The organism is Streptomyces sp. G45 (genome assembly GCF_049542095.1).
GTDB lineage: Bacteria > Actinomycetota > Actinomycetes > Streptomycetales > Streptomycetaceae > Streptomyces.
Genome location: NZ_JBMUZU010000001.1, coordinates 290,612 through 311,827, shown reverse-complemented (window position 1 = coordinate 311,827; position 21,216 = coordinate 290,612). Strand labels below are relative to the sequence as shown.

General features: G+C 74.5%; 21 protein-coding genes and 1 pseudogene. 12 read left to right on the top strand and 10 right to left on the bottom strand.

Annotation, left to right across the window (positions count from 1 at the left end):
- Nucleotides 1-2: 2 nt before the first annotated feature.
- Nucleotides 3-1,139: a nickel-dependent hydrogenase large subunit gene (locus ACOBQU_RS01380; RefSeq protein ID WP_423623832.1), complete on the top strand. Its 1,137-nt coding sequence runs from the start codon at nt 3-5 to the stop codon at nt 1,137-1,139.
- Nucleotides 1,132-1,809 (top strand): CBS domain-containing protein, encoded by a 678-nt coding sequence (locus ACOBQU_RS01375; RefSeq protein ID WP_423623830.1) that lies wholly within the window; start codon nt 1,132-1,134, stop codon nt 1,807-1,809. The genes ACOBQU_RS01380 and ACOBQU_RS01375 overlap by 8 nt, the downstream gene beginning before the upstream one ends.
- 32 nt (nt 1,810-1,841) lie before the next feature.
- Here ACOBQU_RS01375 and ACOBQU_RS01370 read toward each other — a convergent pair whose 3' ends face one another.
- Nucleotides 1,842-2,816 carry a helix-turn-helix transcriptional regulator gene (locus ACOBQU_RS01370; protein ID WP_423623829.1) on the bottom strand — a complete coding sequence of 325 codons (975 nt, stop codon included), beginning with the start codon at nt 2,814-2,816 and terminating at the stop codon, nt 1,842-1,844.
- 131 nt (nt 2,817-2,947) lie between these two features.
- Between ACOBQU_RS01370 and ACOBQU_RS01365 the strand changes: the two genes are divergently transcribed.
- Entirely contained in the window at nt 2,948-3,343 is a 396-nt protein-coding gene (locus ACOBQU_RS01365) for a RidA family protein (protein ID WP_423623827.1), read from the top strand.
- Nucleotides 3,344-3,468: 125 nt separating this feature from the next.
- Here ACOBQU_RS01365 and ACOBQU_RS01360 read toward each other — a convergent pair whose 3' ends face one another.
- On the bottom strand, nt 3,469-4,089 hold the full coding sequence (locus ACOBQU_RS01360) for a hypothetical protein (protein ID WP_423623826.1): 621 nt from the start codon (nt 4,087-4,089) through the stop codon (nt 3,469-3,471).
- A 415-nt stretch (nt 4,090-4,504) separates the two neighbouring features.
- Here ACOBQU_RS01360 and ACOBQU_RS01355 point away from each other — a divergent pair, with 415 nt between their 5' ends.
- Both ACOBQU_RS01355 and ACOBQU_RS01350 read left to right on the top strand, forming a co-directional pair.
- On the top strand, nt 4,505-4,702 hold the full coding sequence (locus tag ACOBQU_RS01355; protein ID WP_423623824.1) for a hypothetical protein: 198 nt from the start codon (nt 4,505-4,507) through the stop codon (nt 4,700-4,702).
- A complete protein-coding gene (locus ACOBQU_RS01350; protein ID WP_423623822.1) occupies nt 4,702-6,177 on the top strand; it encodes a radical SAM protein in 1,476 nt (491 codons plus the stop codon). The genes ACOBQU_RS01355 and ACOBQU_RS01350 overlap by 1 nt, the downstream gene beginning before the upstream one ends.
- 384 nt (nt 6,178-6,561) lie before the next feature.
- On the opposite strand, the gene ACOBQU_RS01345 is transcribed toward ACOBQU_RS01350, so the two are convergent.
- Nucleotides 6,562-6,756, bottom strand: coding sequence for a hypothetical protein (locus tag ACOBQU_RS01345; RefSeq protein ID WP_423623820.1), 195 nt, complete (start codon nt 6,754-6,756; stop codon nt 6,562-6,564).
- Between the two features lie 167 nt (nt 6,757-6,923).
- On the opposite strand from ACOBQU_RS01345, the gene ACOBQU_RS01340 reads away from it, so the two are divergent.
- Nucleotides 6,924-7,289, top strand: a complete 366-nt coding sequence (locus tag ACOBQU_RS01340) for an ArsR/SmtB family transcription factor (RefSeq protein WP_423623818.1) — start codon at nt 6,924-6,926, stop codon at nt 7,287-7,289.
- Nucleotides 7,282-9,951 (top strand): magnesium-translocating P-type ATPase, encoded by a 2,670-nt coding sequence (mgtA, locus tag ACOBQU_RS01335; RefSeq protein ID WP_423623817.1) that lies wholly within the window; start codon nt 7,282-7,284, stop codon nt 9,949-9,951. Before ACOBQU_RS01340 ends, mgtA begins: the two co-directional genes overlap by 8 nt.
- Here mgtA and ACOBQU_RS01330 read toward each other — a convergent pair.
- Complete coding sequence (locus ACOBQU_RS01330) at nt 9,942-11,429, bottom strand: LCP family protein (protein ID WP_423623815.1); 1,488 nt, start codon at nt 11,427-11,429, stop codon at nt 9,942-9,944. The two genes, mgtA and ACOBQU_RS01330, sit on opposite strands and share 10 nt — an antisense overlap.
- A gap of 287 nt (nt 11,430-11,716) precedes the next feature.
- Between ACOBQU_RS01330 and ACOBQU_RS01325 the strand changes: the two genes are divergently transcribed.
- Nucleotides 11,717-12,043, top strand: a complete 327-nt coding sequence (locus tag ACOBQU_RS01325) for a twin-arginine translocase TatA/TatE family subunit (protein ID WP_423623814.1) — start codon at nt 11,717-11,719, stop codon at nt 12,041-12,043.
- Between the two features lie 14 nt (nt 12,044-12,057).
- On the opposite strand, the gene tatA is transcribed toward ACOBQU_RS01325, so the two are convergent.
- A complete protein-coding gene (tatA, locus tag ACOBQU_RS01320; RefSeq protein ID WP_423623812.1) occupies nt 12,058-12,300 on the bottom strand; it encodes a Sec-independent protein translocase subunit TatA in 243 nt (80 codons plus the stop codon).
- 168 nt (nt 12,301-12,468) lie between these two features.
- Nucleotides 12,469-13,065 (bottom strand): hypothetical protein, encoded by a 597-nt coding sequence (locus tag ACOBQU_RS01315; RefSeq protein WP_423623811.1) that lies wholly within the window; start codon nt 13,063-13,065, stop codon nt 12,469-12,471.
- A gap of 198 nt (nt 13,066-13,263) precedes the next feature.
- On the opposite strand from ACOBQU_RS01315, the gene ACOBQU_RS01310 reads away from it, so the two are divergent.
- Genes ACOBQU_RS01310 through ACOBQU_RS01300 form a run of 3 tightly spaced genes read left to right on the top strand, consistent with a single transcriptional unit; the run spans nt 13,264 to nt 16,387 of the window.
- Nucleotides 13,264-14,931 carry an amidase gene (locus tag ACOBQU_RS01310; RefSeq protein ID WP_423623809.1) on the top strand — a complete coding sequence of 556 codons (1,668 nt, stop codon included), beginning with the start codon at nt 13,264-13,266 and terminating at the stop codon, nt 14,929-14,931.
- Nucleotides 14,928-15,704 carry an MFS transporter gene (locus ACOBQU_RS01305; protein ID WP_423623808.1) on the top strand — a complete coding sequence of 259 codons (777 nt, stop codon included), beginning with the start codon at nt 14,928-14,930 and terminating at the stop codon, nt 15,702-15,704. Before ACOBQU_RS01310 ends, ACOBQU_RS01305 begins: the two co-directional genes overlap by 4 nt.
- Nucleotides 15,701-16,387 carry an MFS transporter gene (locus ACOBQU_RS01300; protein WP_423623806.1) on the top strand — a complete coding sequence of 229 codons (687 nt, stop codon included), beginning with the start codon at nt 15,701-15,703 and terminating at the stop codon, nt 16,385-16,387. Before ACOBQU_RS01305 ends, ACOBQU_RS01300 begins: the two co-directional genes overlap by 4 nt.
- Before the next feature lie 4 nt (nt 16,388-16,391).
- Here ACOBQU_RS01300 and ACOBQU_RS01295 read toward each other — a convergent pair whose 3' ends face one another.
- The 4 genes and pseudogenes from ACOBQU_RS01295 to ACOBQU_RS01280 all read right to left on the bottom strand — a co-directional run bounded on the left by ACOBQU_RS01295 (nt 16,392) and on the right by ACOBQU_RS01280 (nt 20,182).
- On the bottom strand, nt 16,392-16,799 hold the full coding sequence (locus ACOBQU_RS01295; protein ID WP_423623804.1) for a MerR family transcriptional regulator: 408 nt from the start codon (nt 16,797-16,799) through the stop codon (nt 16,392-16,394).
- A gap of 105 nt (nt 16,800-16,904) precedes the next feature.
- The gene (locus tag ACOBQU_RS01290; protein ID WP_423623802.1) at nt 16,905-17,732 is read right to left on the bottom strand and encodes an ATP nucleotide 3'-pyrophosphokinase; all 828 of its coding nucleotides are present in this window, start codon (nt 17,730-17,732) and stop codon (nt 16,905-16,907) included.
- Between the two features lie 169 nt (nt 17,733-17,901).
- A complete protein-coding gene (locus tag ACOBQU_RS01285) occupies nt 17,902-19,221 on the bottom strand; it encodes a hypothetical protein (RefSeq protein WP_423623801.1) in 1,320 nt (439 codons plus the stop codon).
- Nucleotides 19,222-19,439: 218 nt separating this feature from the next.
- A pseudogene (locus ACOBQU_RS01280) lies at nt 19,440-20,182 on the bottom strand (SDR family oxidoreductase).
- A 103-nt stretch (nt 20,183-20,285) separates the two neighbouring features.
- On the opposite strand from ACOBQU_RS01280, the gene ACOBQU_RS01275 reads away from it, so the two are divergent.
- Complete coding sequence (locus ACOBQU_RS01275) at nt 20,286-21,134, top strand: LysR family transcriptional regulator (RefSeq protein WP_423623799.1); 849 nt, start codon at nt 20,286-20,288, stop codon at nt 21,132-21,134.
- Nucleotides 21,135-21,216 lie beyond the last annotated feature (82 nt).

Here is a 21,216-nt window from a genome sequence, read left to right as displayed (position 1 = left end):
CGATGGCCACCCACCTCAGGGCAGCCGCTCGCCGACGCGCCCCCGACGGCACCGAGCCCGGCACCCTCACGCACGCGGTGACGACGCGTGCCGGTGAACTCGTCCACATCCGGGCAGACATGCGCGAGCCCGCAGGTGCCAGGACGCCGGGTGACGACATCGCCCGGCGCGGCTTGAGCGACGCCGTCGCGGCCGATGCCTTGACACGGCTCACCGGGGCCGCGGTAGGCCGCCGCCGTGGGGCAGCCGTACGACCCGGCCGCCTCGCACCGGGCTCCCGGGCGCCGGACGACAGGGGCGGGCACCGCACCGGCCGTCCGCGCCCGCAGGGGCCCGCGCCCGACGGCGGCACGGGCCCGCGCGGCCCTCGCACCGGCATCCACCGGCCCCGTACGAATGCCGAACGGCTCCTGTCGGGTGACGCCGTCGGCCACGACGCCGCGGCGGATGTGCGAGAGCGACCCGGCGCTCGGCGCCGCCGTCGCCCCGTGGACCGACAGGGCCCTCGCACACCGGATGCGGTCGGCCCGCAGACCGAACCGCGGCCGCTGGCCGAGCGATTGCGGCGCGCCCCGCACTCGCGCCTCGACGCGCGCCGCCACCTCACCGGCTCCCTCGCCCGGTACGCGATCAGCGGACGGTGGCTGTCGCGCACGGCGGTGGAGGCCGCCCGCGAGGCGGGCCTCGGCGACCCCTACCAGGGCGCCGTCTGCCGCAACCCCTACCGGTCGATCCTGGTGCGGGCCGTCGAAGTGGTCTACGCGGTCGGCGAAGCCCTGCGGATCATCGACACGTACGAGCAGCTCACGCCCCCCTTCGTCGACGTGCCGCCCACCACGAGCACCGGCCACGGGGCGACCGAGGCCCCCCGCGGCCTGCTCTACCACCGCTACGCACTGGACGCCGACGGCACCATCACCGAGGCCCTGCTGGTACCGCCCACCGCGCAGAACCAGGGCGCGATCGAGGACGATCTGCGCCGCACCGCGACCAGGGCGATCGCCCGGGCGGGCCTGAGCGACGCGGAGCTGACGGACCTGTGCGAACGCGCGATCCGCAACCACGACCCGTGCATCTCCTGTTCCACCCACTTCCTCGACCTCACCGTCGTCCGCACCTCTGGAGGCGACCATGCCTGACACGACCGACCCGACAGCCACCGAGCAGCTGCCCGCACGCTCCCCGTACACGGTCAGCGACGTGATGACCCACACCACCGTCGCCATCGGCCGTGACGCCCCCTTCAAGGAGATCGTCGAACTCATCGAGCAGTGGCGCGTCAGCGCCCTGCCGGTACTCGAAGGGGAGGGGCGCGTCGTCGGCGTGGTGTCCGAGGCGGACCTGCTGCCCAAGGAGGAGTTCCGCGACGTCGACCCCACTCGGTACGACGTCCTGCGGCGCCTGTCCGACATGAGCAAGGCGGGCGCGGTCACCGCGGGCGAGCTGATGTCGAGCCCCGCCGTCACCGTCCACGCCGACGCGACGCTCGCCGAGGCCGCCCGCGTCATGGCGCACCGCCGCGTCAAGCGACTGCCGGTCGTCGACGCCTCCGGCCTGCTCCAGGGCATGGTGAGCCGCAGCGACCTGCTCAAGGTGTTCCTGCGGGACGACGACGCCATCGCCACCGAGGTCCGCGCCAACGTGCTGCGACCCCTGAGCGCCGCCTCCCATGTGGAGGTGCACGTCTGCCACGGCGTGGTCACGCTCGGCGGTGTCCTGCGCGACACCGCGCTCGTCCCCGTCCTGGCCCGCGCGGCCCGCGCCGTCGAAGGAGTCGTCGACGTCCGCGTGGACCTGACCCGCCCGTGAGCGGGCACTGAAGGCGCGGCGCGTACGGCGCCTCAGGGCGACACCTCGTGGCGGGCGGCGACCGCCGCGGCCCGGTCGCGCAGGGAGGCGCGCAACCACCGCGGCGCCAGGGCTTCCGCGTCCGTGGCGAGCTGCCACAGGGCCCACTCCGCGTGGCGGGCGTCCTGGTACGTCACTTCGAGGCACGGCCAGCCGTCCGCGTCGGGCTCCTCGGCACGGACGGCCAGGGCGCTGGTCACCAACTCCTCACGCCGTGCCGGGTCCACCCGCACCCGCACGGTGACCTGGTCGCTGTCGGCCAGGAACCGCGCGCAGCGCTCCCGCCAGATCCGGTCCAGGTCGACCTGGACCGGCCGCCGCGCCGGTTCGGGGAGTTCCTCGGCGGCCAGCACCCGCGACAGGCGGTAGGTGCGGTCCGCACCGGCTCGCGTGGCCAGCAAGTAGGCCCGGTCGCGCACGGTGACCAGGCCGATCGGGTCCACGGTGCGCCACCGCGGCGCCTGCTCCGCGGCCGCGTAGTGGATGCGCAGCCGGTGCCCGGCGAGCACCGCGCGCCGCACCACGACCAGGGTGGTGCCGGGCAGTTCCTCGGTGACCTGGCGGCGGGAGAGCAGGTCGGTCTCCGGGTCGATGAGCAGGCGCCGCGCGGCGTCGCCCGCGGTGGTCCGGTGCCCCTCGGGCAGCGCGTCCACCACCTTGCGCATCGCTGAGGCGAGCGCCGAGCCGAGGCCGAACACCTGCTCGCCGCGCCCCGCTCCGGCCACCAGCAGGGCGAGCGCCTCGTCGTGGTTCAGCCCGGTGAGGTCGGTCTGGAAGTCGGGCAGCAGCGCGAAGCCGCCGTGCCGCCCGCGCTCGGCGTACACCGGGATCCCGGCCGCGGACAGCGCCTCGATGTCGCGCAGCACCGTACGGGTGGACACCTCCAACTCCCGGGCCAGCTCGGTGGCGGTCATCCGACCGCGCTGACGCAGCAGCAGCACCAGGGAGATCAACCGGTCGGCACGCATGCGAGAACGCTAACGAAATACATGACGATCGGTGTCGTGATTCGCGGGGAGGCTTACCCAGGTGACGGCGAGGGCGGTGACCACCGGCCCGCCGGACACCTTCGAACGAACCGAATGGAGCTGATGTGGCGATGGAGCGAACGACGGTCAACCCCTGGACGTGGTCGGTGGAGTTGGGCTACGGCCAGGGCGAGGTCGTCTCCGGGCACACCCGGACCCTGTACTGCTCCGGGCAGGCCGCGATGAGCGGCGAGGGCAAGCCCCGGCACGCCGGTGACATGACGGCCCAACTGGCCCTGGCCCTCGACAACCTGGAGGCGGTGCTCGGCGCGGCCGACATGACCCTGAGGAACCTGGTCCGGCTGAACGTCTACACGACCGACGTCGACCGGCTCTTCGAGCACTACGGCGTGCTGGCCTCGCGTCTCGGCGCCGCCGGGGTGGCACCGACCACCACGATGCTCGGGGTGACACGGCTGGCGGTCCCCGACCTGTTGGTCGAACTTGAGGGGACCGCGGTCGCGTGAGGGGGTGGGCGGGGACGTCGGTGACCGCCCGGCTGGGCGGCGCCCGTCCCACGGGACCCGGCGCGCGTGCGGGACCGCCGTGCCCGTACCACCACGGCGTCGAGTTCGGCGGAGAGCGGCTGAGGTCACCGCAGCCACGTGTGGCGGCGTACGAACGGCAGCCTGGCCCACCATCCGCCCGCGCCGAGCGTGTCACCGGCGGAGGCGAGGGCGAGCACGATCAGCGCCACGGCGTAGATGACGTGGTAGTCGACCACCGGGTTGGTGGACATGCTCAGCGAACCGTCGGAGAGGTGCTTGGCGGGCGGCCACTCGGCGATCCACATCAGGGCCATCAGCGCGGTTCCGGCGGCGGCCGCGAGGCGCAGGCCGACACCGGCGACGAGGGCCAGGCCGACGCCGAGCAGCCCGGCCATGAACAGCCAGTCCGCCCAGGCGTCACCGGCCCAGGAGTGGAAGGTGGACTCCATCGGCCCGGCCGCCACACCGCTCAGGAAGCCCTTGGTGGGTGAGCCGCCGTCGACCCAGCCGCGCCCCGACGTCGTGGCGTAGCCGAACCCGAAGGTCTTGTCGAGGAAGGCCCACAGGAAGACGGCCCCCATCAGCAGGCGCAGGGAGGCGAAGGCGTAGGCCCACGCGGTGTGGGTCTCCACGGATGTGGCGGCCGCGTGGGCGGCGGAGCGACGCCTGGGGAACGAGGGCCAGTTCAGGCCCAGGTTTCGGTGCGGGTGGTCATGCGTGCTCATGGTGGTGCTCCCTTCGCTGACGTTCCGGTCCGGCACGGTTCACTCTGGTCACGCGGACTACGGCGCGCTGCCTGCCGAACGTCATCAGGAACGGGGCCGGAAGACCCCTGCGCCCCAGGCTGGTCGGGCCCCTTCTCGCACGCTCCGGGTGGGCCTTGTCCTTTCCACGCCTGGGCGATGGCCGGAGCGACCGCCTCGTCCTCGGCCCTGCGGGCCACCGCGCGCGCAATGACCTGAAACCGCCGCACCACCCGATTGACGGCCGCGGTGGCGCCCGTGACGCTGCTCTTACGCGGGTGCCCGGCACGGGTGTCCCGCCGCTACGTTCGCGAGCCGACGAAGCCACGCCGCACGCCACGTTCGTACGCCGGGTTCGCGAGCCGACGAAGCCCACGACGCGCGGAAGGCGGACACCATGCAGCACACACCCGACACCCCGTTACGGACGAACGAGCCGACGCCCCTCCCGGCGAAGCGCCTGTCGGTGGTCACCGCGCCCGTGGTCGACTCCGACCTGGCGACGGTGGCGGAGCAGGCCCAGGCACCGAGCCTCAGCCCGGCGCGGCTGTGCAGCGGCGGCGGCACGTGCATCGCCCTGGTCGAGATCGACTGATGACGAACGGCTCGGACGCCCGCCTGGCCACGTCCCGCTACACCTTCCGCGTGCCGCTGGCCGACGGGTACGCCCTGTTCAACGCGAGCACCGGAAGCGTGACGCGCCTGGCGGGCGCCGACGCCGAGGAGTTGGCCGCCCTGCTCAGCGGCCCTCCCCGGCCGATCCCCGAAGGCGTCCTCGACGAGGGGACCACCGACCAGCTGCGGCGCGCCGGGTTCCTCGTCGACCCGGGCCTTGACGAGGTGGCCGCGGTGCGCGAGCGCTACTGGACGGCCCGCGGCAAGGCGCCGGTGTCGCTGGTCGTGACGACCACCATGGACTGCAACCTCGGCTGCTACTACTGTTTCGAGTCACGGTCGGGGGAGCAGCTGCGCGCCGACGACGTCGGCGAACTGGTCGAGGTGGCCCGCGAGCGGCTCGGCCGCGGCGGCAAGCGCAGCCTGCACGTGGACTGGTACGGCGGCGAGCCGCTGCTGAACGTCTCCTACCTGGAGCGGGCGTCGCTCGCCCTCCAGGAGTTCTGCGCCGCCGAGGGCGTCAGCTACCACGCGTCGGTCGTCTCCAACGGGACCCGCTGGCCCGAGGACCTCGCGCCGTTCGTCGCCCGGCACCGGATCCGGCAGGTGCAGATCTCCTTCGACGGGCTGAAGGAGAACCACGACCGGCGTCGGCGCTACCGCCGTGAGTACCGCACCGCCGACGGCGTCTCGTCCTTCGAGCAGGCCGTCCGCGTCGTCGACGGACTGCTGCGGTGCACGCGGGTGGACCTCCGCTTCAACGCCGACCACGGCAATGTGGGGGACTTCCCGGGGTTCGTCGCCCTCGCCCGGGAACGAGGGTGGTTCGACGCCCCCTTCCGGTGCGTGATCATGGTCGCCAAGCTCTCGGCGTACTCCGAGCGCTCGGCCTTCATGCGCCCGCACGAACTCACCCCCGAGGAGTTCGACGCGCTCCAGGCCCTGGCGCGGGAGCTGCTTCCGGCCGAGGCGCAGGACAAGCAGGACGTCTCGGCCAACGGCTTCCCCTACCCGAAGACGTCGGTGTGCGGGGCCCTGGCGCCCGACTCGGCCGTCATCGGCGCCGACGGGCTCGAATACCGCTGCGGCCTCCAGGTCGGCGAGACGCACCACGCCGTCGGCCGGGTCCGCACGACCCTGCCCCTCGTCGCCGTCGGCACCGGCCCGGCGCCGAAGCCGACGGAGTTTCCCGAGCGGGCCTGGTGGGACGCGTTCGACCCGACCCGGCAGCCGTCGTGCTCCCGCTGCTCGTTCCTGCCCGTGTGCTGGGGCGGCTGCCCGAAGCGGCACCTGGACGCCAGCCGGGTCGACGTGGAGAACGAGGGGCACTACTGGCGCACCAACCTGCCCCGCCTGATCGCCTCCGGCTTCGGCCAGCCCGTCCCGGAGGGCTTCGCGCTCACCGAGGACGACCAGTTCCGCACCGGCCGTCCGCCCGCGCCCGCGGCAGGGTGACCGCTGGGGGCGCCGCCCGAGCCGACGGCGCCCCCACGCTCACGCCGCGCCCTCGTCCCGCACCGTCCGGCTGAGGTCGTCGAGGCGGTCGAGCCCCGCCCGGACGGCCGCCAGCTCACCGGTCAGCGCGGTCAGGGCGGTGAGGTCGACGGCGCCGCTGACCGTGTCCTAGGCGGTCTGGAGGGAGAGCAGTACGGTGCCGCGGTCGGCGGCGGCCTCCAGGCGCAGCGCGGTGGCCTCCAGGGGGGCGGTGAACAGCTCCCGCAGCCGGGTCAGGCGCCGCACAGCGGCCAGGCGTCCTCCAGCGCGGCGCCCAGGGCGAGGGCGGCGAGGGCGCCGGTGAGGTGGGCGGTGCGGTGCGGTGCGTCATCCCCGTACCCCCGTTCAGAAGTTGCTGATGACGGACGTCATCACCTTGTCGACGAGGGCGGGGTCCCGGGCGTCGTAGGAGCTGGCGCGGGAGGCCTTGGCGATCGCCGTGAGCGTGGTGGAGTCGGCCTGCTCGCCGAAGGCGACGGTGAACACGCGCACGGAGCGCTCCATCGTGCGGGCGTCGATGTCGCCGTCGGAGCGCCGCACCGGAGCCGGGACCGGCGGCGGCCCGCTGACCGCGCCACCACGACAGGGGTGCCCTGAGGCCTGGCCCGGGCGCCTCGGCGGCGGCCCGCGTGGACGATCTCCCAGGGCGGCGGTGTCTAGACTGGTGAGCCTTGGAAACGGGCGGACCGGGGTGACGGAGGCTGACGATGGCGAAGGACGCGCACGAGGTGGAGGACCCCTCCGCCGACGTACTCGCCGAGGCCGCCGCGGCGTTCGGGCTGCTGGCGTCGGCGGCACGCCTGCACATCATGTGGGCCCTCGCCCAGGGCGAGAGCGACGTGACCCACCTCGCCGACCGCGTGGGCGGGGCGCTGCCCGCGATCAGCCAGCACCTGACCAAGCTCAAGCTGGCGGGCCTCGTCCGCTCCCGGCGCGAGGGCCGCCGACAGGTGTACTTCGTCGCCGACCCCGACATCGTCACCGTGGTGCGCCTGATGGTCGGCCAGCTCTCCGACCGCGCCCGCGACGAGGCCGGGGCGCCCGTGCGGCTGCTGCACGGCACCGGTGCCTGAGCAAGCCAGCGCCGCGCACCCCGACACCGCGGCCGCCCGCACCGCCCCCACGGCCCACGGCGGCGCGGCACCGCCGACGGCGCTCCAGGTGCTGCGGGCCCTCGACAGCGGCCCGCGCGGACTGACCGAGCGCGAGGCCGAGGAGCGCCTGGCCCGCTATGGCGACAACACCCTGCCCGCCCAGTCCGTCACCCCCTGGCCCCGGCACCTCGCGCGTGGCCTGCGCGACCCGTTCACCGCCGTCCTGCTCGTCCTGGGACTCGTGTCGGCGCTCATGGCCTCCTGGGCCACCGCGGCCGTCATCACCTTCCTCGTGGCGGTCAGCTGCGTACTGCGCGCCTCCGGCGAACTGCGCGCCGACCGGTCCATGGTCCGCCTGCGGGAACTCGTCGCCACCACCGCGAGCGTGCTGCGCCGGACCGACGACGACGGCGCGCACGGGCCCCCGGCACCACGGGAGGTCCCCGTCGACCAGCTGGTGCCGGGCGACGTGATCAGCCTCGGGCCCGGGGACCTCGTCCCCGCCGACGTACGGCTGCTGCGCGCCAGCGGGCTGCGCGTGCACCAGGCGGCGCTCACGGGGGAGTCGCGGCCCGTCGAGAAGTACGCGGTCGACGCGCCCGGTAACCGCGACGGGCGGGGCCAGGGCGTGTTCGGGCAGCCGCACCTGTGCTTCCAGGGCAGCAGTGTGGCCTCCGGCAGCGGCACCGCCGTCGTCGTCGCGACCGGTGCGCGCACCGAGTTCGCGCGCGCCCACACCCGGCCCGCGCGGCGCGACGCTAGCGCCTTCGACCGCTCGGTGCACGGCGTCTCGTGGATCCTCGTCCGCTTCACACTGCTCACGCCGCCGCTCGCCCTGATGGCGAACGCCGCCGTGGACGGTCGGGGCCTGGAGACCCTGCCGTTCGCGGTGGCCGTCGCCGTCGCGCTGACCCCCGAGATGCTGCCCGTCGTCGTCACCACCTGCCTGGCCCGCGGAGCGGCGCTGCTGGCCCGCGCCCACCAGGTGATCGTCAAACGCCTCCCGGCGGTGCACGACCTTGGCGCCATGGACGTCCTGTGCCTGGACAAGACCGGCACCCTCACCCAGGACCGCCCCGTCGTCCACCGGGCCCTGGACGCGGACGGCGAGGACGCCCCCGAGGTGCTGCGCTGGGCGGCCGTCAACGCCTGGTGGACCCTCCAGCTCGCCGACCTGCCCCAGCCGGACGTGCTCGACGAGGCGCTGCTCGACGCCGTCGACGAGGCGGACCTCACCGCCCACGACCCGGTGGCGGCACTGCCCTTCGACCCCGGGCGCCGCCTGGCCACCGCCGTCGTCCGCACACCCGGCCGCCTCGGCACGCACACCCTCGTCGTCAAGGGCGCGGTCGAGGCCGTCCTGGAGCGGTGCGCGCTCGGCGACGAGGAGCGGGTGCGGCTGCACGCGCTCGCCGACCGGCAGGCCGCGAGCGGTCTGCGCCTGCTCGCCGTCGCCACCGCCGAGCGCCACGCCGGTCGGCGCGGCTACACCCCGGCCGACGAACGCGGCCTGTCCTTCCAGGGGTTCGTGACGCTCCGGGACGAGGTCACCGACACGGCGGCCGACGCCCTGCGCGACCTCGCCGGGCGCGGGGTGAGCGTGAAGGTCCTCACCGGCGACCACCCGGGCACCGCCGTCCGCGCCTGCCACGACCTCGGCCTCGGCGTCGACGGCGTCCTCACCGCCGCCGACCTGGCCCCGCTCACCGACGCCGAGCTGGCCGCCGCCGCCCGCCGCACCACCGTCTTCGCCCGTTGCTCACCCGAGGACAAGGCCCGCGTCGTGGCCGCGCTGCGCGCCGACGGGCACACCACCGGGTTCCTCGGCGACGGCGTCAACGACCTGCCCGCGCTGCACGCCGCCGACGTCGGGATCTGCCCGCGCGACGCGGTGCCCGTGGTCCGCGACGGCGCCGCCGTCGTCCTCGCCGACCGGGACAAGGACCTCACCGCCATCGGCCACGCCGTCACGGCGGGACGGCACGCCAGCGGCACCATCACGGCGTACCTGCGCGTCACCCTCTCCTCCAACCTCGGCAACGTCATCGCGATGCTCGCCGCGGGCGTGCTGCTGCCGTTCCTGCCGATGCTGCCCGCGCAGGTCCTGGCGCAGAACCTGTGCTTCGACGCCGCTCAGCTCGCCTTCGCCTACGACCGCCCCCACCCGGCCGCGCTGCGCCGCCCCGCAGCGCTGAGCCCGAGCGGGCTGCTGCGCTTCATCACCGGCTTCGGCGCCCTCAACGCCCTGGCCGACCTGGCCACGTTCGGGCTGCTCGCGCTCGCCGTCCACGGGCCGGGAAGCGGCGACGACGAGGCGGTCTTCCACTCGGGCTGGTTCACCGAGAACCTGCTCACGCAGGCGCTGGTGATGGTGCTGCTGCACACGGGCCGCCGGGGCGCCGAGGCGCGCGGCCTGAGCCCGGTGGGGTGGGCGGCCGTGGCGCTGGCCGCCGTCGGCGTGCTGCTGCCGCTGTCCCCGCTGGGACCGCCACTGGGCCTGACCGCGCTGCCGGTCGCCTACTACGCGCAGCTCGCGGGCGTGCTGACGCTGTACGCCGTGGTCCTCGCGGTCGCCGTGCGGCGCCACGAACGGCGGCGTACGGCCCCGGTGCGGGACGCCGGGAGTTCGGGTCAGCCGTAGGAGAGGTTGGAGCAGGCGTCGTCGTCGGCGGAGCGGGCGTCGTCGGCCACCCGGGAGGGCACGGAGGTCTGCTCGGGGGACGGCGCGGCCGACGGGTGGTCCGCGTACGCCGTGCCGAGGGTGACGGTGACGCCGTCGGTGGCCGCCGGTTCCAGCTCCGCCCCGGCGAAGAGCCGGGCGACGCTCTGGGCCTTGGCCTTCTGGCCGGGGCCGTACGCGATGGTGGTGGCCGTGTGGTCCTGGCGCGGCGCGTTGCCGCTGCCCGTGACCGTGAAGCCGTGCTCGGTGAGGGACTTGGCGGCACGCGAGGCGAGCCCTGAGGTGGTGGTGCCGTTGAGGACGGTCACCGCGATGCCGTCACCGGAGACCGGCGCGGACTTCCGGCTCGGCGACGGCGGGGCCTTCTCGCCGCCGCCCCGGCCGCTGGCGTCCTTGCCGTCGATCGTGCGGTCGGCCTTGAGCGCGGCCCACAGGGCGTCGGCCTCCGGCTGGACGATCGCCACGCGCGCGCCCTCGTACCGCCAGGGGATGGTGACGAACTTGGTGTTGTGCAGGTCGATCCCCTTCAGCGACATCGCGAACGACACCAGCTTGCCCGCCGAGCCAAGGCCCGGGTCGACGGTCATGGACTGCGTGGCGGCGTCCGCCAGGGGCAGCAGCTTGGTGGGCGTGAGCCCGTCGCTCTTGACCTTCTTGATCAGACCGGAGACGAACGCCTGCTGGCGCTTGATGCGGCCGATATCGGAGCCGTCGCCGATGCCGTGCCGGATGCGCACGTAGTCCAGGGCTTCGCGCCCCGAGACGCGTTGCTCGCCCTTGGCGAAGACCCGCCTGCCCCGGTCCGTCCGGTTCGGGTTGAGGTCCTTCTGGTACACGTCCTGCGGCAGGCACACGTCCACGCCGCCCACCACGTCCGTGAGCCGGGCGAAGCCCTTGAAGTCGACCACGATGGTGTGGTGCACCCGCAGGCCGGTGAGGTGCTCCACGGTGTTCTGCGTGCAGGCGGGATTGCCCCGGGCGGTCTGGCCGACCGCGAACGCGGCGTTGAACATCGTGCGGTGGCGCGTGCGGGTCCAGCTCCCGTCGGGGAGTCGGCACGGCGGTATGTCCACCAGGGTGTCGCGGGGGATGGACACGGCCACGGCGTGCTTGCCGTCGGCGTACACGTGCAGCAGCAGCGCGGTGTCGGACCGCCCGACGTCGTCCTTGTCGCCGCCGCCGAGCGCGCGGTTGCCGCCGGTGCGGGCGTCGGAGCCGATGACGAGCACGTTCTGGCCGCCGGAGGAGTCGTCCGGCCGGTCCCGTGAGATGCCGTCGGCGTCGAACGTGTCGATGTTCGCGTTCAGCCGGAAGTACACCCACCCCGCCCCCGCCACCACGAGCACCAGCAGCGACACCACGACCGCCAGCGCGACCTTCGCGCGGCTCCGCTTGCGCCGCCGACGGCTGGACGCGACCTGCTTGCGGCTGTTGGCCATCCGTGCACCCCTCGTGTGTCCGGCACTCACAAAGGGGACTGCCGACCTGACCCATGGTTGTGTAGTTGCGCAATCTAGCAATGATTGATGAGGGGCGTATTCAGGCCTTCGGGTGAGCTGCGCCACTCAGTCCTCGCCCGCTCGCCTCGCGCCGCTCGCTGGTCAACGGCGGGCGGCGTACCCTGAACCGTACTCAGTTGCGCAACTATTAAACTGTACGCATCGAGGAGCCTCTATGGCGCGATGACGGGAGCGGGGCGAACGGGCGGTGGGAGCGGAGATGGCTGATGCTGACTGACGTGGGCCCGATGAAGATGATCTCGCTGGTGATCATCGCCATCCTGCTGTTCGGCCCGGACAGGCTGCCGGAGTTGATCCAGAACGTGGCGGGCTTCCTGCGCGGGGCGCGCGAGCTCTCCGACCGCGCCAAGCGGGAGATCGGCGCCGAACTGGGCGTGAGCGCCGAGGAGTTCCGCCGCGCCCTCGACCCGGGGGAGGGGCTACGCGATGCCGCCGCCGACGCGCCCCGGCGAGCGGCGGCTCGTGGCGCCCCGGCGGAGGGGGTGGCGCCCGCGCGGGACGGGCGCCCGCGCTTCGACCCGGACGCCACGTAGGTGCCGCCTTCGCGTCAGCGCGCCGTGGCGTCACCTTCGGGGGGCGAATGCTGCCCGGCGGGTCGAACGGCGTCCGAGGTCTCGGGGGCGGCCCGCCGCGCGTCGTCATCCCTCATGGCCTTGGTCTCGCTCTTGAGGATGCGCATCGACTTGCCGAGCGACCGGGCCGCGTCGGGCAGTCTCTTCGACCCGAACAGCACGATGAACACCACGGCCACGATCAGCAGATGCCAGGGCTCAAGCCCATTGCGGAGCATCCCGCCCACCTCGTTCCCTCTTCTGTCGACCACCGGCGCCTGCTGGCCCGTTCGCCGACATGACGATTGCTGGATTGCGCAATCGTACAATGATGGGGCGGGGTACCGGCGCGGAAGGCCGCTCGGCCAGATCGACGCCGGGTCGCCCAGGCCGCCGGTAGGGGCGCGTCAGGGGCCAGGTGCGGGCCGGACGGCCTGAGGGAAGCCCAGCTCGTCCAGCAGTACGCTGAAGAGGTCCTCCGCGAAGACCTCCCGCGAGCGCAGCAGCTCTTCGATCCGGGACCGCCGCGCGGCGGCTGAGGCGCCAGCAGCCGCGGCCCAGGCGAGGGCACCCGCAGCGTCGGCTGGAACATCCACGTCGAGCTCCACGCGCCTGCGTCGCACGGCTTCCTTGAACGCGGGTGTGTCCACCCACAGGCTCACGTCGTCCAGGTCCTCCGGCTGCTCGACGAGGAGTGCCGCGGCGTTGTCCAGGTTCAGCCAGGCCTGCCAGAGCTGCCCGTTGGTCCCCATCCCGGTCACGAGGGCGACGTCGCTGTCAGAGACGTCCGCGACGCAGGCCGGTGCGCCGGTCCACCCGACCAGGGCGGGCAGGACGTCGTCCTCCCATAGCCCCTGCCCGCACTGGAGGGTCTGCCAACCGCCCGGTCGCGGCCACCACGCGTGCACGGTGTCGTTCAACTCCCGCTCGACGCTGACGAACACGGGTGCTTCCAGCAGCGGTCGCTCGCTACGGGCGAAGACCAGGTGACCCGAGAATCCCATGGGGGACCTCCTCCTTCGAGGCGTCGCGCGCACCTTATGGGCTGCCACCGACATCCCGGCGGACGAGGCGGTGTGACCGCCCGCCCCAGTGACGAGCTTGCGTTCAAGCCGGGTTGAGTTGGGAGGGTCGCCGAACCGGCCGCCGCCCACGACGCGCGGCGGGGGACGCGGAGGTGGAGTGTGGACGAAGCGTTGACCATGACCCTGACCGAGGCGGCGCGGGCGCTGCGGGACGGGGCCGTGACCAGCGTCGGGTTGACGGAGGCGGCCATCGCCGCGGCCGAGCGCGCCGACGGGGCGCTCGGCGTGTACGTGACGCGGTTCGACGAACGGGCCCGTACGGCGGCCCGGCGGGCCGACGAGGAACTGGCCCGCGGCGTCGACCGCGGACCGCTGCACGGGATCCCGGTCGGGGTCAAGGACACCGTCGCGGTGGCGGACGGGCCGACCACCGCGCAGAGCCTGGCCCACGACCCGCACTGGTGGGCCGGGCGGGACGCCCCGGTGGTGGCCCGGCTGCGGGCCGCCGGGGCGGTGCTCACCGGGAAGACGACCGCCATGGAGCACGGCTGCGGACTCCCCGAAGAGGACAAGCCGTTCCCGGTCCCACGCAACCCGTGGCGGCCCGCCTCCTGGGCCGGAGGGTCGAGTTCCGGCTCGGCCAGCGGCATCGCCGCGGGAATGTTCCTCGCTGGACTCGGCAGTGACACCGGGGGCAGCATCCGGATGCCCGCCGCGTTCTGCGGGGTCAGCGGGCTGATGCCGACGTACGGGCGCGTGCCCGCGGCCGGGTGCCTGCCGCTCGCGTACAGCCTCGACCGCGTCGGCCCCCTCGCCCGCACCGCCCGGGACTGCGCGGCCGTGCTCGACGTCATCACCGGCGCGCCCGACGGCACCCCCTCCTTCGGCGACGACCTCAGCGGACTGCGCGTCGGCGTGGTGCGCGAGCACCACGTCCCCGCGGACAGCGACCCGGCGCTGCCGGGCGCGTTCGACGCGGCCGTGGCGGTGCTCAGCGGGCTCGGCGCCTCCGTGGCGGAGGTCCGGCTGCCCTACTGGCAGGAGATGATCACCGTGACGTTCGTGACGGCGGCCAGCGAGGGCCTCGCCCACCACCGCGTCGACCTGTCCCGGCGCTGGGACGACTACGGCGTGGCCGCCCGCGGCCTGCTCGCGCGGGGCGCGCTGGTGTCGGGCGCGGACTACGTCCAGGCGCAGCGCGTGCGGACGGTGGCGCAGCGGGCCGTGGACGCGCTGTTCGAGGACGTCGACGTGGTCGTGTGCCCGACGGCGTCGATCGGGGCGCCGCCGTTCGCCGACCTGGCCGACGAGGCGGGCCACCAGGACCACGCGGGCGTGTTCGGGAAGATCTACACGCTGTACTGGAACCCGCTGGCCAACCCCGTCCTCGCCGTCCCGATGGGGCACACGGCGACCGGGCTTCCCCTGTCGATGCAGCTCGCGGGCCCGGTGGCGGGCGAGGCGACCATCCTGCGGGTCGGCGACGCCTTCCAGCAGCACACCGACTGGCACCGGCGCACCCCCGATCCGTACGCGGCGCGAGAACCGTACGTGGCAGAAGGGCCGTACGGGGCACAGAAGTCGGGCGCGGTGCGAGAACCGCGCGCGGCCCACGCGCCGCGTCCCCGACACCCCGACGCGGCGGTCGAGGTGCGGAGCCTGCTGGCCGCCGCCGGGCTGCCCGCGGGCGAGCGCGAGGCCGCCGGGTTCGTGGCGGCCCACACCGCTCAACGACCCGCCGTGGACGCCCTGTTCGACGTCCGCGCGGCACGCCACGCCCGGCCCGTGCTGCGCCCGGACGTCACCGCCGGTCCGGACGGCTTCGGCGGCGAGGTGCCCGCATGAGCTCGCGCCCCACCCTCGCGCCCGGCACGGCCGCACCCGCGCGGCGGCGCACGAGCGGCCCCGAACGGCTCGTGATGGCCCTGGCCTGCGCCGGGTCGTTCGTGGTCGTCCTGGACGCCACCATCGTGTCGGTGGCGCTGCCCGGCATCCGCGCCGACCTCGGCTTCGCACCGGCCGCCCTGCCCTGGGTGGTCAACGCGTACACCCTCGCCTTCGCGGGCTTCCTGCTGCTCGGCGGCCGGTGCGCCGACGTGTTCGGGCACCGGGCGGCACTGCTCGCGGGGACGGCGCTGTTCACCGCCGGGATGGTCGCCTGCGGCGCGGCGGTGACGGCGGAGGCGCTGCTGGCGGCGCGGGCCGCGCAGGGGCTTGGCGGGGCACTGCTGATGCCGGTGACGCTGTCGCTGCTGACCACGACGTTCACCGAACCGGACCGGCGGGCGCGGGCGTTGAGCACCTGGAGCGCGGTCGGTGCCGTCGGCGCCGCGTCCGGGCCGGTGATCGGCGGTGCCCTCACCCAGTGGGCGGGGTGGCGCTGGGTGTTCCTCGTGACCGTACCCGTCGGCGTGCTCTCCCTGGTCGTCGCCGCGCGCGGGCTGCCACGGCGGGCGCGCCCCGACCGGCCGCGCCTGGACGTCGTGGGGGCCGCGCTGGCCACGGCCGGGCTCACGAGCGTGGTGTACGGGGTGATGCGGGCGGCGGTCACGGGCTGGACGAGCCCGTCGGTGACGGGCCCGCTGGCCGGGGGATCGCGCTCCTCGCGGTGTTCGTGACGCATCAGGCGCGCTGGGCGCGGCAGCCGCTGCTGGCGCTCGACCTCTTCCGGCTGCGCGCGGTGATCAGCGCCAACGTGGTGATGTTCCTGCTGGGCCTGGGCTTCTTCGCCAGCCCGATCCTGCTGTCGCTGTACCTCCAGGACGTACACGGCTGGTCGCCGTTGCGTGCCGGGCTCGGCTATCTGCCGGTCGGGGCCGCCATGTTCGCGGGCGCGCGGGCGGCCGGGCCGCTGACGGTCCGGTTCGGGCCGCGCCGGACGTCGGTGGCCTGCTGCCTGGTGGGCGCGGCCGGGTTCGCGGGCGTGGCGGCGCTCCTCGGGGCGGACGGCTCGTACGCGCTGACGGTGGGGGTGTGCGGTGTGGTGTTCGGCTTCGGTACGGCCGCCGCGTTCACCCCGATCACGGTCGCGGCCACCGGCGGCGTCCCGGCCGCGCGCAGCGGTCTGGCCGCGGGCGTGCTCAACACGGTCCGGCAGACCAGCGGGGCCGTCGGCCTCGCCGCGATCAGCACCGTCTCCGCCGCGGCGGCGGCCGCGTGGTCGCACGCGCACCCCGGGCGTGGCGGCGCGCACGGCGCGGCCGCGCTGGCCCACGGCTACGGCGTCGCGTTCCTCGTCTGCGCCGGATGCGTGGCCGCCGCCGCGCTCGTGGCGGCCCTCGCCATGCCCCGTACGGGGTGAGCGGTCAGGGCGCGGGGACGGGGACCGTCGCCCGGAAGGACGGGCACTTCTCCAGGTCGTCGCCGTGCGGGCAGCCCAAGAGGTGGCCGAGGTAGGTGCGCGCGGCGTCGAGGCGGGCGATGTGCTCGTCGAGGGCGGCGATACGGCCCCGCACGGTCCGCTGCCACGCGCCGCCGTCGCGGCGCAGCAGGGCGGCGATCTCCTCGATGGACATCAGTCCGGTCTCGCGCCACAGCTTGACCAGCGCCAGGCGGTAGACCTGCTCGGTGTCGAAGTACCGCCGCCCGGACCGCCGGTACGGCTCCACGAGGCCCCGCCGCTCCCAGTAGTGCAGCGTCGACAGCGGCAGCCCCAACCGGTCCGCCACCTCCCGTATCGGCGTCAGCCCGCGCGCCTGCGTCAGATCGTCCATACCGCCATGCTCTCGCAGGCCCGCGCCACGCCCGCGTGGGCCTGGGGGGCCGCCCCACTCACCGGGGCGGCCCGTGCGCTCGTCGGCCGGAGCCGTCGCGCGGCGTCAGGCGGCCGGTGCCAGCGTCGGCCGCTGGGGCAGGGGAGCGGGCGGAGCGAGGGCGGGCGCGCCGTCAGGCACGGCGACCGAGGCGAAGATCGCGTCCTGCTGCGCCTGGAGTTCCCGCTTGCGCTCGGGCGTGGTGGTGGGCAGACGCTGCTCCTCGTACAGCTTGTGGGTCACCTCCTGGGCCCACTTGCTCGCGGGCGTGTGGAACTGCACCTCGAACAGCTGCCGCGAACGGGGCGCGCGCCAGCCCGAGTTGAGCCCCCGGTACCCCTTCTCGCTGCCCCAGGTGTTGCGCCACTTGGTGGTCTCGTTGCCCCAGGCGGACAGCACCTCGGTGGCGGTGGTGACCCCCGAGACGTACCGGTCGTCGGGCCACTGGAGGGTGTAGCGGACCGCGTCGGTGAGGCGGGCCAGCGCCTCCTCGACCTTCTGGCCCGGGTGCTCCTTCAGGTCGGTGGCGACCTTCCGCTTGAGGGAGTCGGGGGACTTCAGACGGTGGTCGAAGCCGACCAGTTCGGCCTGGCTCAGGTCGGCGGCGGCCCGCACCTGGGCGCTGATCCGGGGCTCGGCGGCGCGCGCCCGGCCGATGTACGCGTCGACCTTGCGGTTGTCCTCGGCGTTCAGGCGCAGCCCGTCGCCCTCCCAGCCGCCGTCCGGGTCACCGCCGTGGTGGCCCGCACCGGCGGTCGGCGCGGCGGCTCCGTGCGGGAGGGGCTTGACGGTCTTGTCGGCGGCGTGCGCGGGCAGCGCGGCAGGCGCCGTGGTCAGGGCGAGGGCGGCGGTCAGTGCGGCCAGGCCCTGGCCGAGGCGGTGCTGTCGGGTCATGCGGGGGTGGTGTCCCTTCTCGGCGCGTGGCGTCGCCCGCCTCACGTCGGGGCGGGCGATGTTCGTCGCCGGGGACAACGGGGCGGACACCGGGGGAGTACCGGGCTTCCGCCCGACCGGCGGACATGCGACGGATGTTGTCCGGATCGCTGCGGCGGGGCGGTGGCCGTCAGCGCTTGGCGCGGTGGACCTCGGTGCCCTTGGCGGTGTACACCAGCGCCGCGTAGGCGTTGACCCGGTCGGGGACGACTCCCGTGCCGGTGCTGACCGTTCGCCCGGTGCGGCCGTCGACGACGAACGTCCCGTCATCGCTGCTACCGCCCTTGCCGCCTTTACCGCTCCTGCCGCTCTTGCCGCCCTTGACGTAGAACCGGTCCCTGAACTCGGCTTCCACGGTGGCGTTCCAGCGGTGGGGGCCGCTGCCCGCCTTCCGGCGCCACAGGACCTTGCCGGTGGCGTCCACGGCGAGCGCCCCGTCCTGCTTCGAGGCGCACAGCAGGACCGTGCCGCCCTCGCCCTGGTCGCAGCTCATGCGCTTGGTGAGACCGTGCCGCTTGGGCAGGACGTACGCGCCCGTCGCGATGTCGACCAGCCGGGACTGCTCGCTGTCGTCGTCCAGTTTGGTCAGCGGCGCCCCGTTCGACTCGACCGCCCAGGTGACGCCGCCGGGCAGGTCCTTGGCCCACAGGTCACGGCCGCTGGCCGCGGCGACACCGGCCAGGGCGTGCTCGTCCTCCCCCTCGTCGCGGAACCCCAGCAGCCGGTCGCCGAAGCCGTCGGCGTGCCAGAGGTCCGCGCGCTGCCACAGCATGCGCGGTTCGTCCAGGGCCACGGCGAAGGTGCCCGCCAGGTTGCCGTCCTCCGTCCAGGTGACGGTCGCCACGTCGTCCCCGGCCCACAGGACGAGCGCGCCGAGCTTGCCGTCCGGGACGCCGTGGATGTCCACGGGCAGCCGCCAGATCACCTTGCCGTTGTCGGCTCGCGCCGCGATCACCTCGAACCCGGCCTGGGCCGAACCGCCGCGCTGCTCGGCCAGCCGCACCGGCACGACGGTGAGCATGGCCCGGGTGCGGCCGACACGGACCGGCTCGGGGGACGGCACGCGATTGAACAGCAACGCGGCCTGCTTCTTGCTCAGATCCCAGGGTTCCGGCAGGTCGTACGCGGGCTTGTTCCGGGTCCTGATGTCGGTGACCGCCCGGCCCGTGGACAACTGGTACACCCTTACGCCGGACGCGTGCGGGACCCAGGCAGCGCGCCCGTACAGCGCGATGGGCAGGCCGTCGGGGGCGGTCGGCAGGACATGGGCGGCCTTCTTCTCGAACGCCAGAGGAGCCGCCGCCCGCGGGTCGCCGCTGAGGTCCAGCGCCCTCCGGGTGGACTTCGCGGACGGCTTGCCGTCGCCCTCGTCCGTCGACCCTGTGGTGCAGGACGCCACCAGCGCCACCGCGGCCAGGGCGAGGACACCTGCGCGTACCGGACTTCTCATCCGTCTCTCCGTGTTTCTTGGACCGTGGCCTGCGAGCCGGTGGGCGCGCCTGACAGGGCCCCATTCGACGCCTCCCTGGCCGGGACCGGTCCCGGCCAGGCAGGCGTCGCGGACGCCGCGGCCCGGGCACGCGTGAGGCGTGTCCGGGCGGTTGCGCCGAGCGGGTCAGGAGGGCGCGCCTGCGCCATCTCCCCGGGGCAGCGCGAACCGGAAGCGCGTCACCAGGGCACCTCTCCCTCGTCGTTGAAGAAGCGGCCCGTCGGCCCGTCGGCCGATACGGTGGCCAGCCGGATCGCGGCGGCCGCGCCCTGCTGGGGGTGCGCACTCCGCGGAAGCCGTTGAGGTCGGTCGCCGTGAAGCCGGGGCAGACGGCGTTGATCAGGATGGGGGTGTCGGCCAGTTCCTTGGCGTACTGCACGGTGACGGCGTTGAGGAACGTCTTCGACGGGGCGTAGGCGATGGCGATGGGCCCCGTCTCGGCGCCGGGCGTGGTCTGGAGCGTGAGGGAGCCGACGCTGCTGGAGACGTTCACGATCCGCGGCGACGGCGAGCGGCGCAGCAACGGGAGCAGGGCGTTGGTGACGCGGATGACGCCGATCACGTTGGTCTCCACGGCCGCCCGTACCCGGTCCACGTCGACCGTGGTGGGCTCCTGCGGTCCGCCGCCGGTGATCCCCGCGTTGTTGACGAGCGCGTCGAGCCGCCCGGCCCGCTCCTCCACCAGCCGGGCCGCCGCTGTCACGCTGGCGTCGTCGGTCACCTCCAGCGGCACGCCGAACGCGTCGGCTCCGGCCGCGCGCAGCTCGGCCACGGCGGCCTCGCGCCGCTCCTCGTTCCGCGCGCCGACCCCGACCGTCCAGCCGAGGGCGCCGAGCCCGGCGGCGATCTCGTACCCGATGCCCTTGTTGGCCCCGGTCACCAGCGCGACCTTGGGGCGGTTCACGGTGTTCGTCTCGTTCATGGCACCGATGTTTCTCCCCGCCGGGCAGGGCGTCCAAGACCGACCGGGTGGGCGGCGATACCGCCTGGGTATCACTCCTGGCCGGGCCGGTTAGGCTGGCGGGGTGGAGACACGTGAGCTCCGGTACTTCGTCGCGGTCGCCGAAGAGCTGCACTTCGGCCGGGCCGCACAGCGCCTCGGAATCGCCCAGCCCCCGCTGTCACGGGCGATCGCCGGGCTCGAACGACGCCTGGGCGCCGCCCTGTTGGAGCGCGGCGGCCGGGGTGTCGCCCTGACCGGGGCGGGGGCGGTGCTGCTGCGGGAGGCGCGGGCGGCGCTGGACGCCGTGGAGGCCGCCGAGCGGCGCACCCGCCGGGCCGCCCTCGCGGCGACCGGCCGCCCCGCCGTGGTCCTGGCCGCGAAGGCGGGCGCGTCCGATGAACTGCTGGCCACACTGCTCGACGCCTACGCCGCCGACCCCGGCGCCGCCGCCGTGGACGTCGTGCTGTGCGGGCCGGGCGAGCAGGTCGCGGTGCTGCGCACCGGCCGGGCCGACGTGGCCCTGCTGCACCGGCCCTTCGACGACACGGCCGGTTTCGACACCGAGGACCTGCACTCCGAGGGCCAGGTCGCGCTCCTCCCCGCGGGTCACCCCCTCAGCACCCGTCCCCACCTGCGGCTCGCCGAGGTCACTGGCCTTCCCGACCTGCCGCTGCCCCGCTGGCCCCGCCTCGACGGCACCTTCCCGGACGGCCCCGGACCGCAGGTGCGCGACCACACGCAGCTCACCCAGCTCATCGCCCTCGGCCGCGCCTGCGCGGTCGTGCCGGAGTCGGGCCGCACCGGCCTGCGCGGGGGCCTCACCGCCGTACCGGTCCTCGACGCCCCCCACGTCACCACGGTCATCGCCTGGCCCCCGCACAGCCGCTCAACGGCGGTCGCGGGGCTGGTCCGCGCCGCCACGGCCCTGTGACGGATGGCGGTGAACGCCGGGGCACCGTGCGGGATTTCGGGGAGGGCGTGTGCGGTGCGGCGGCGTCCTGGGCGCCGCCAGG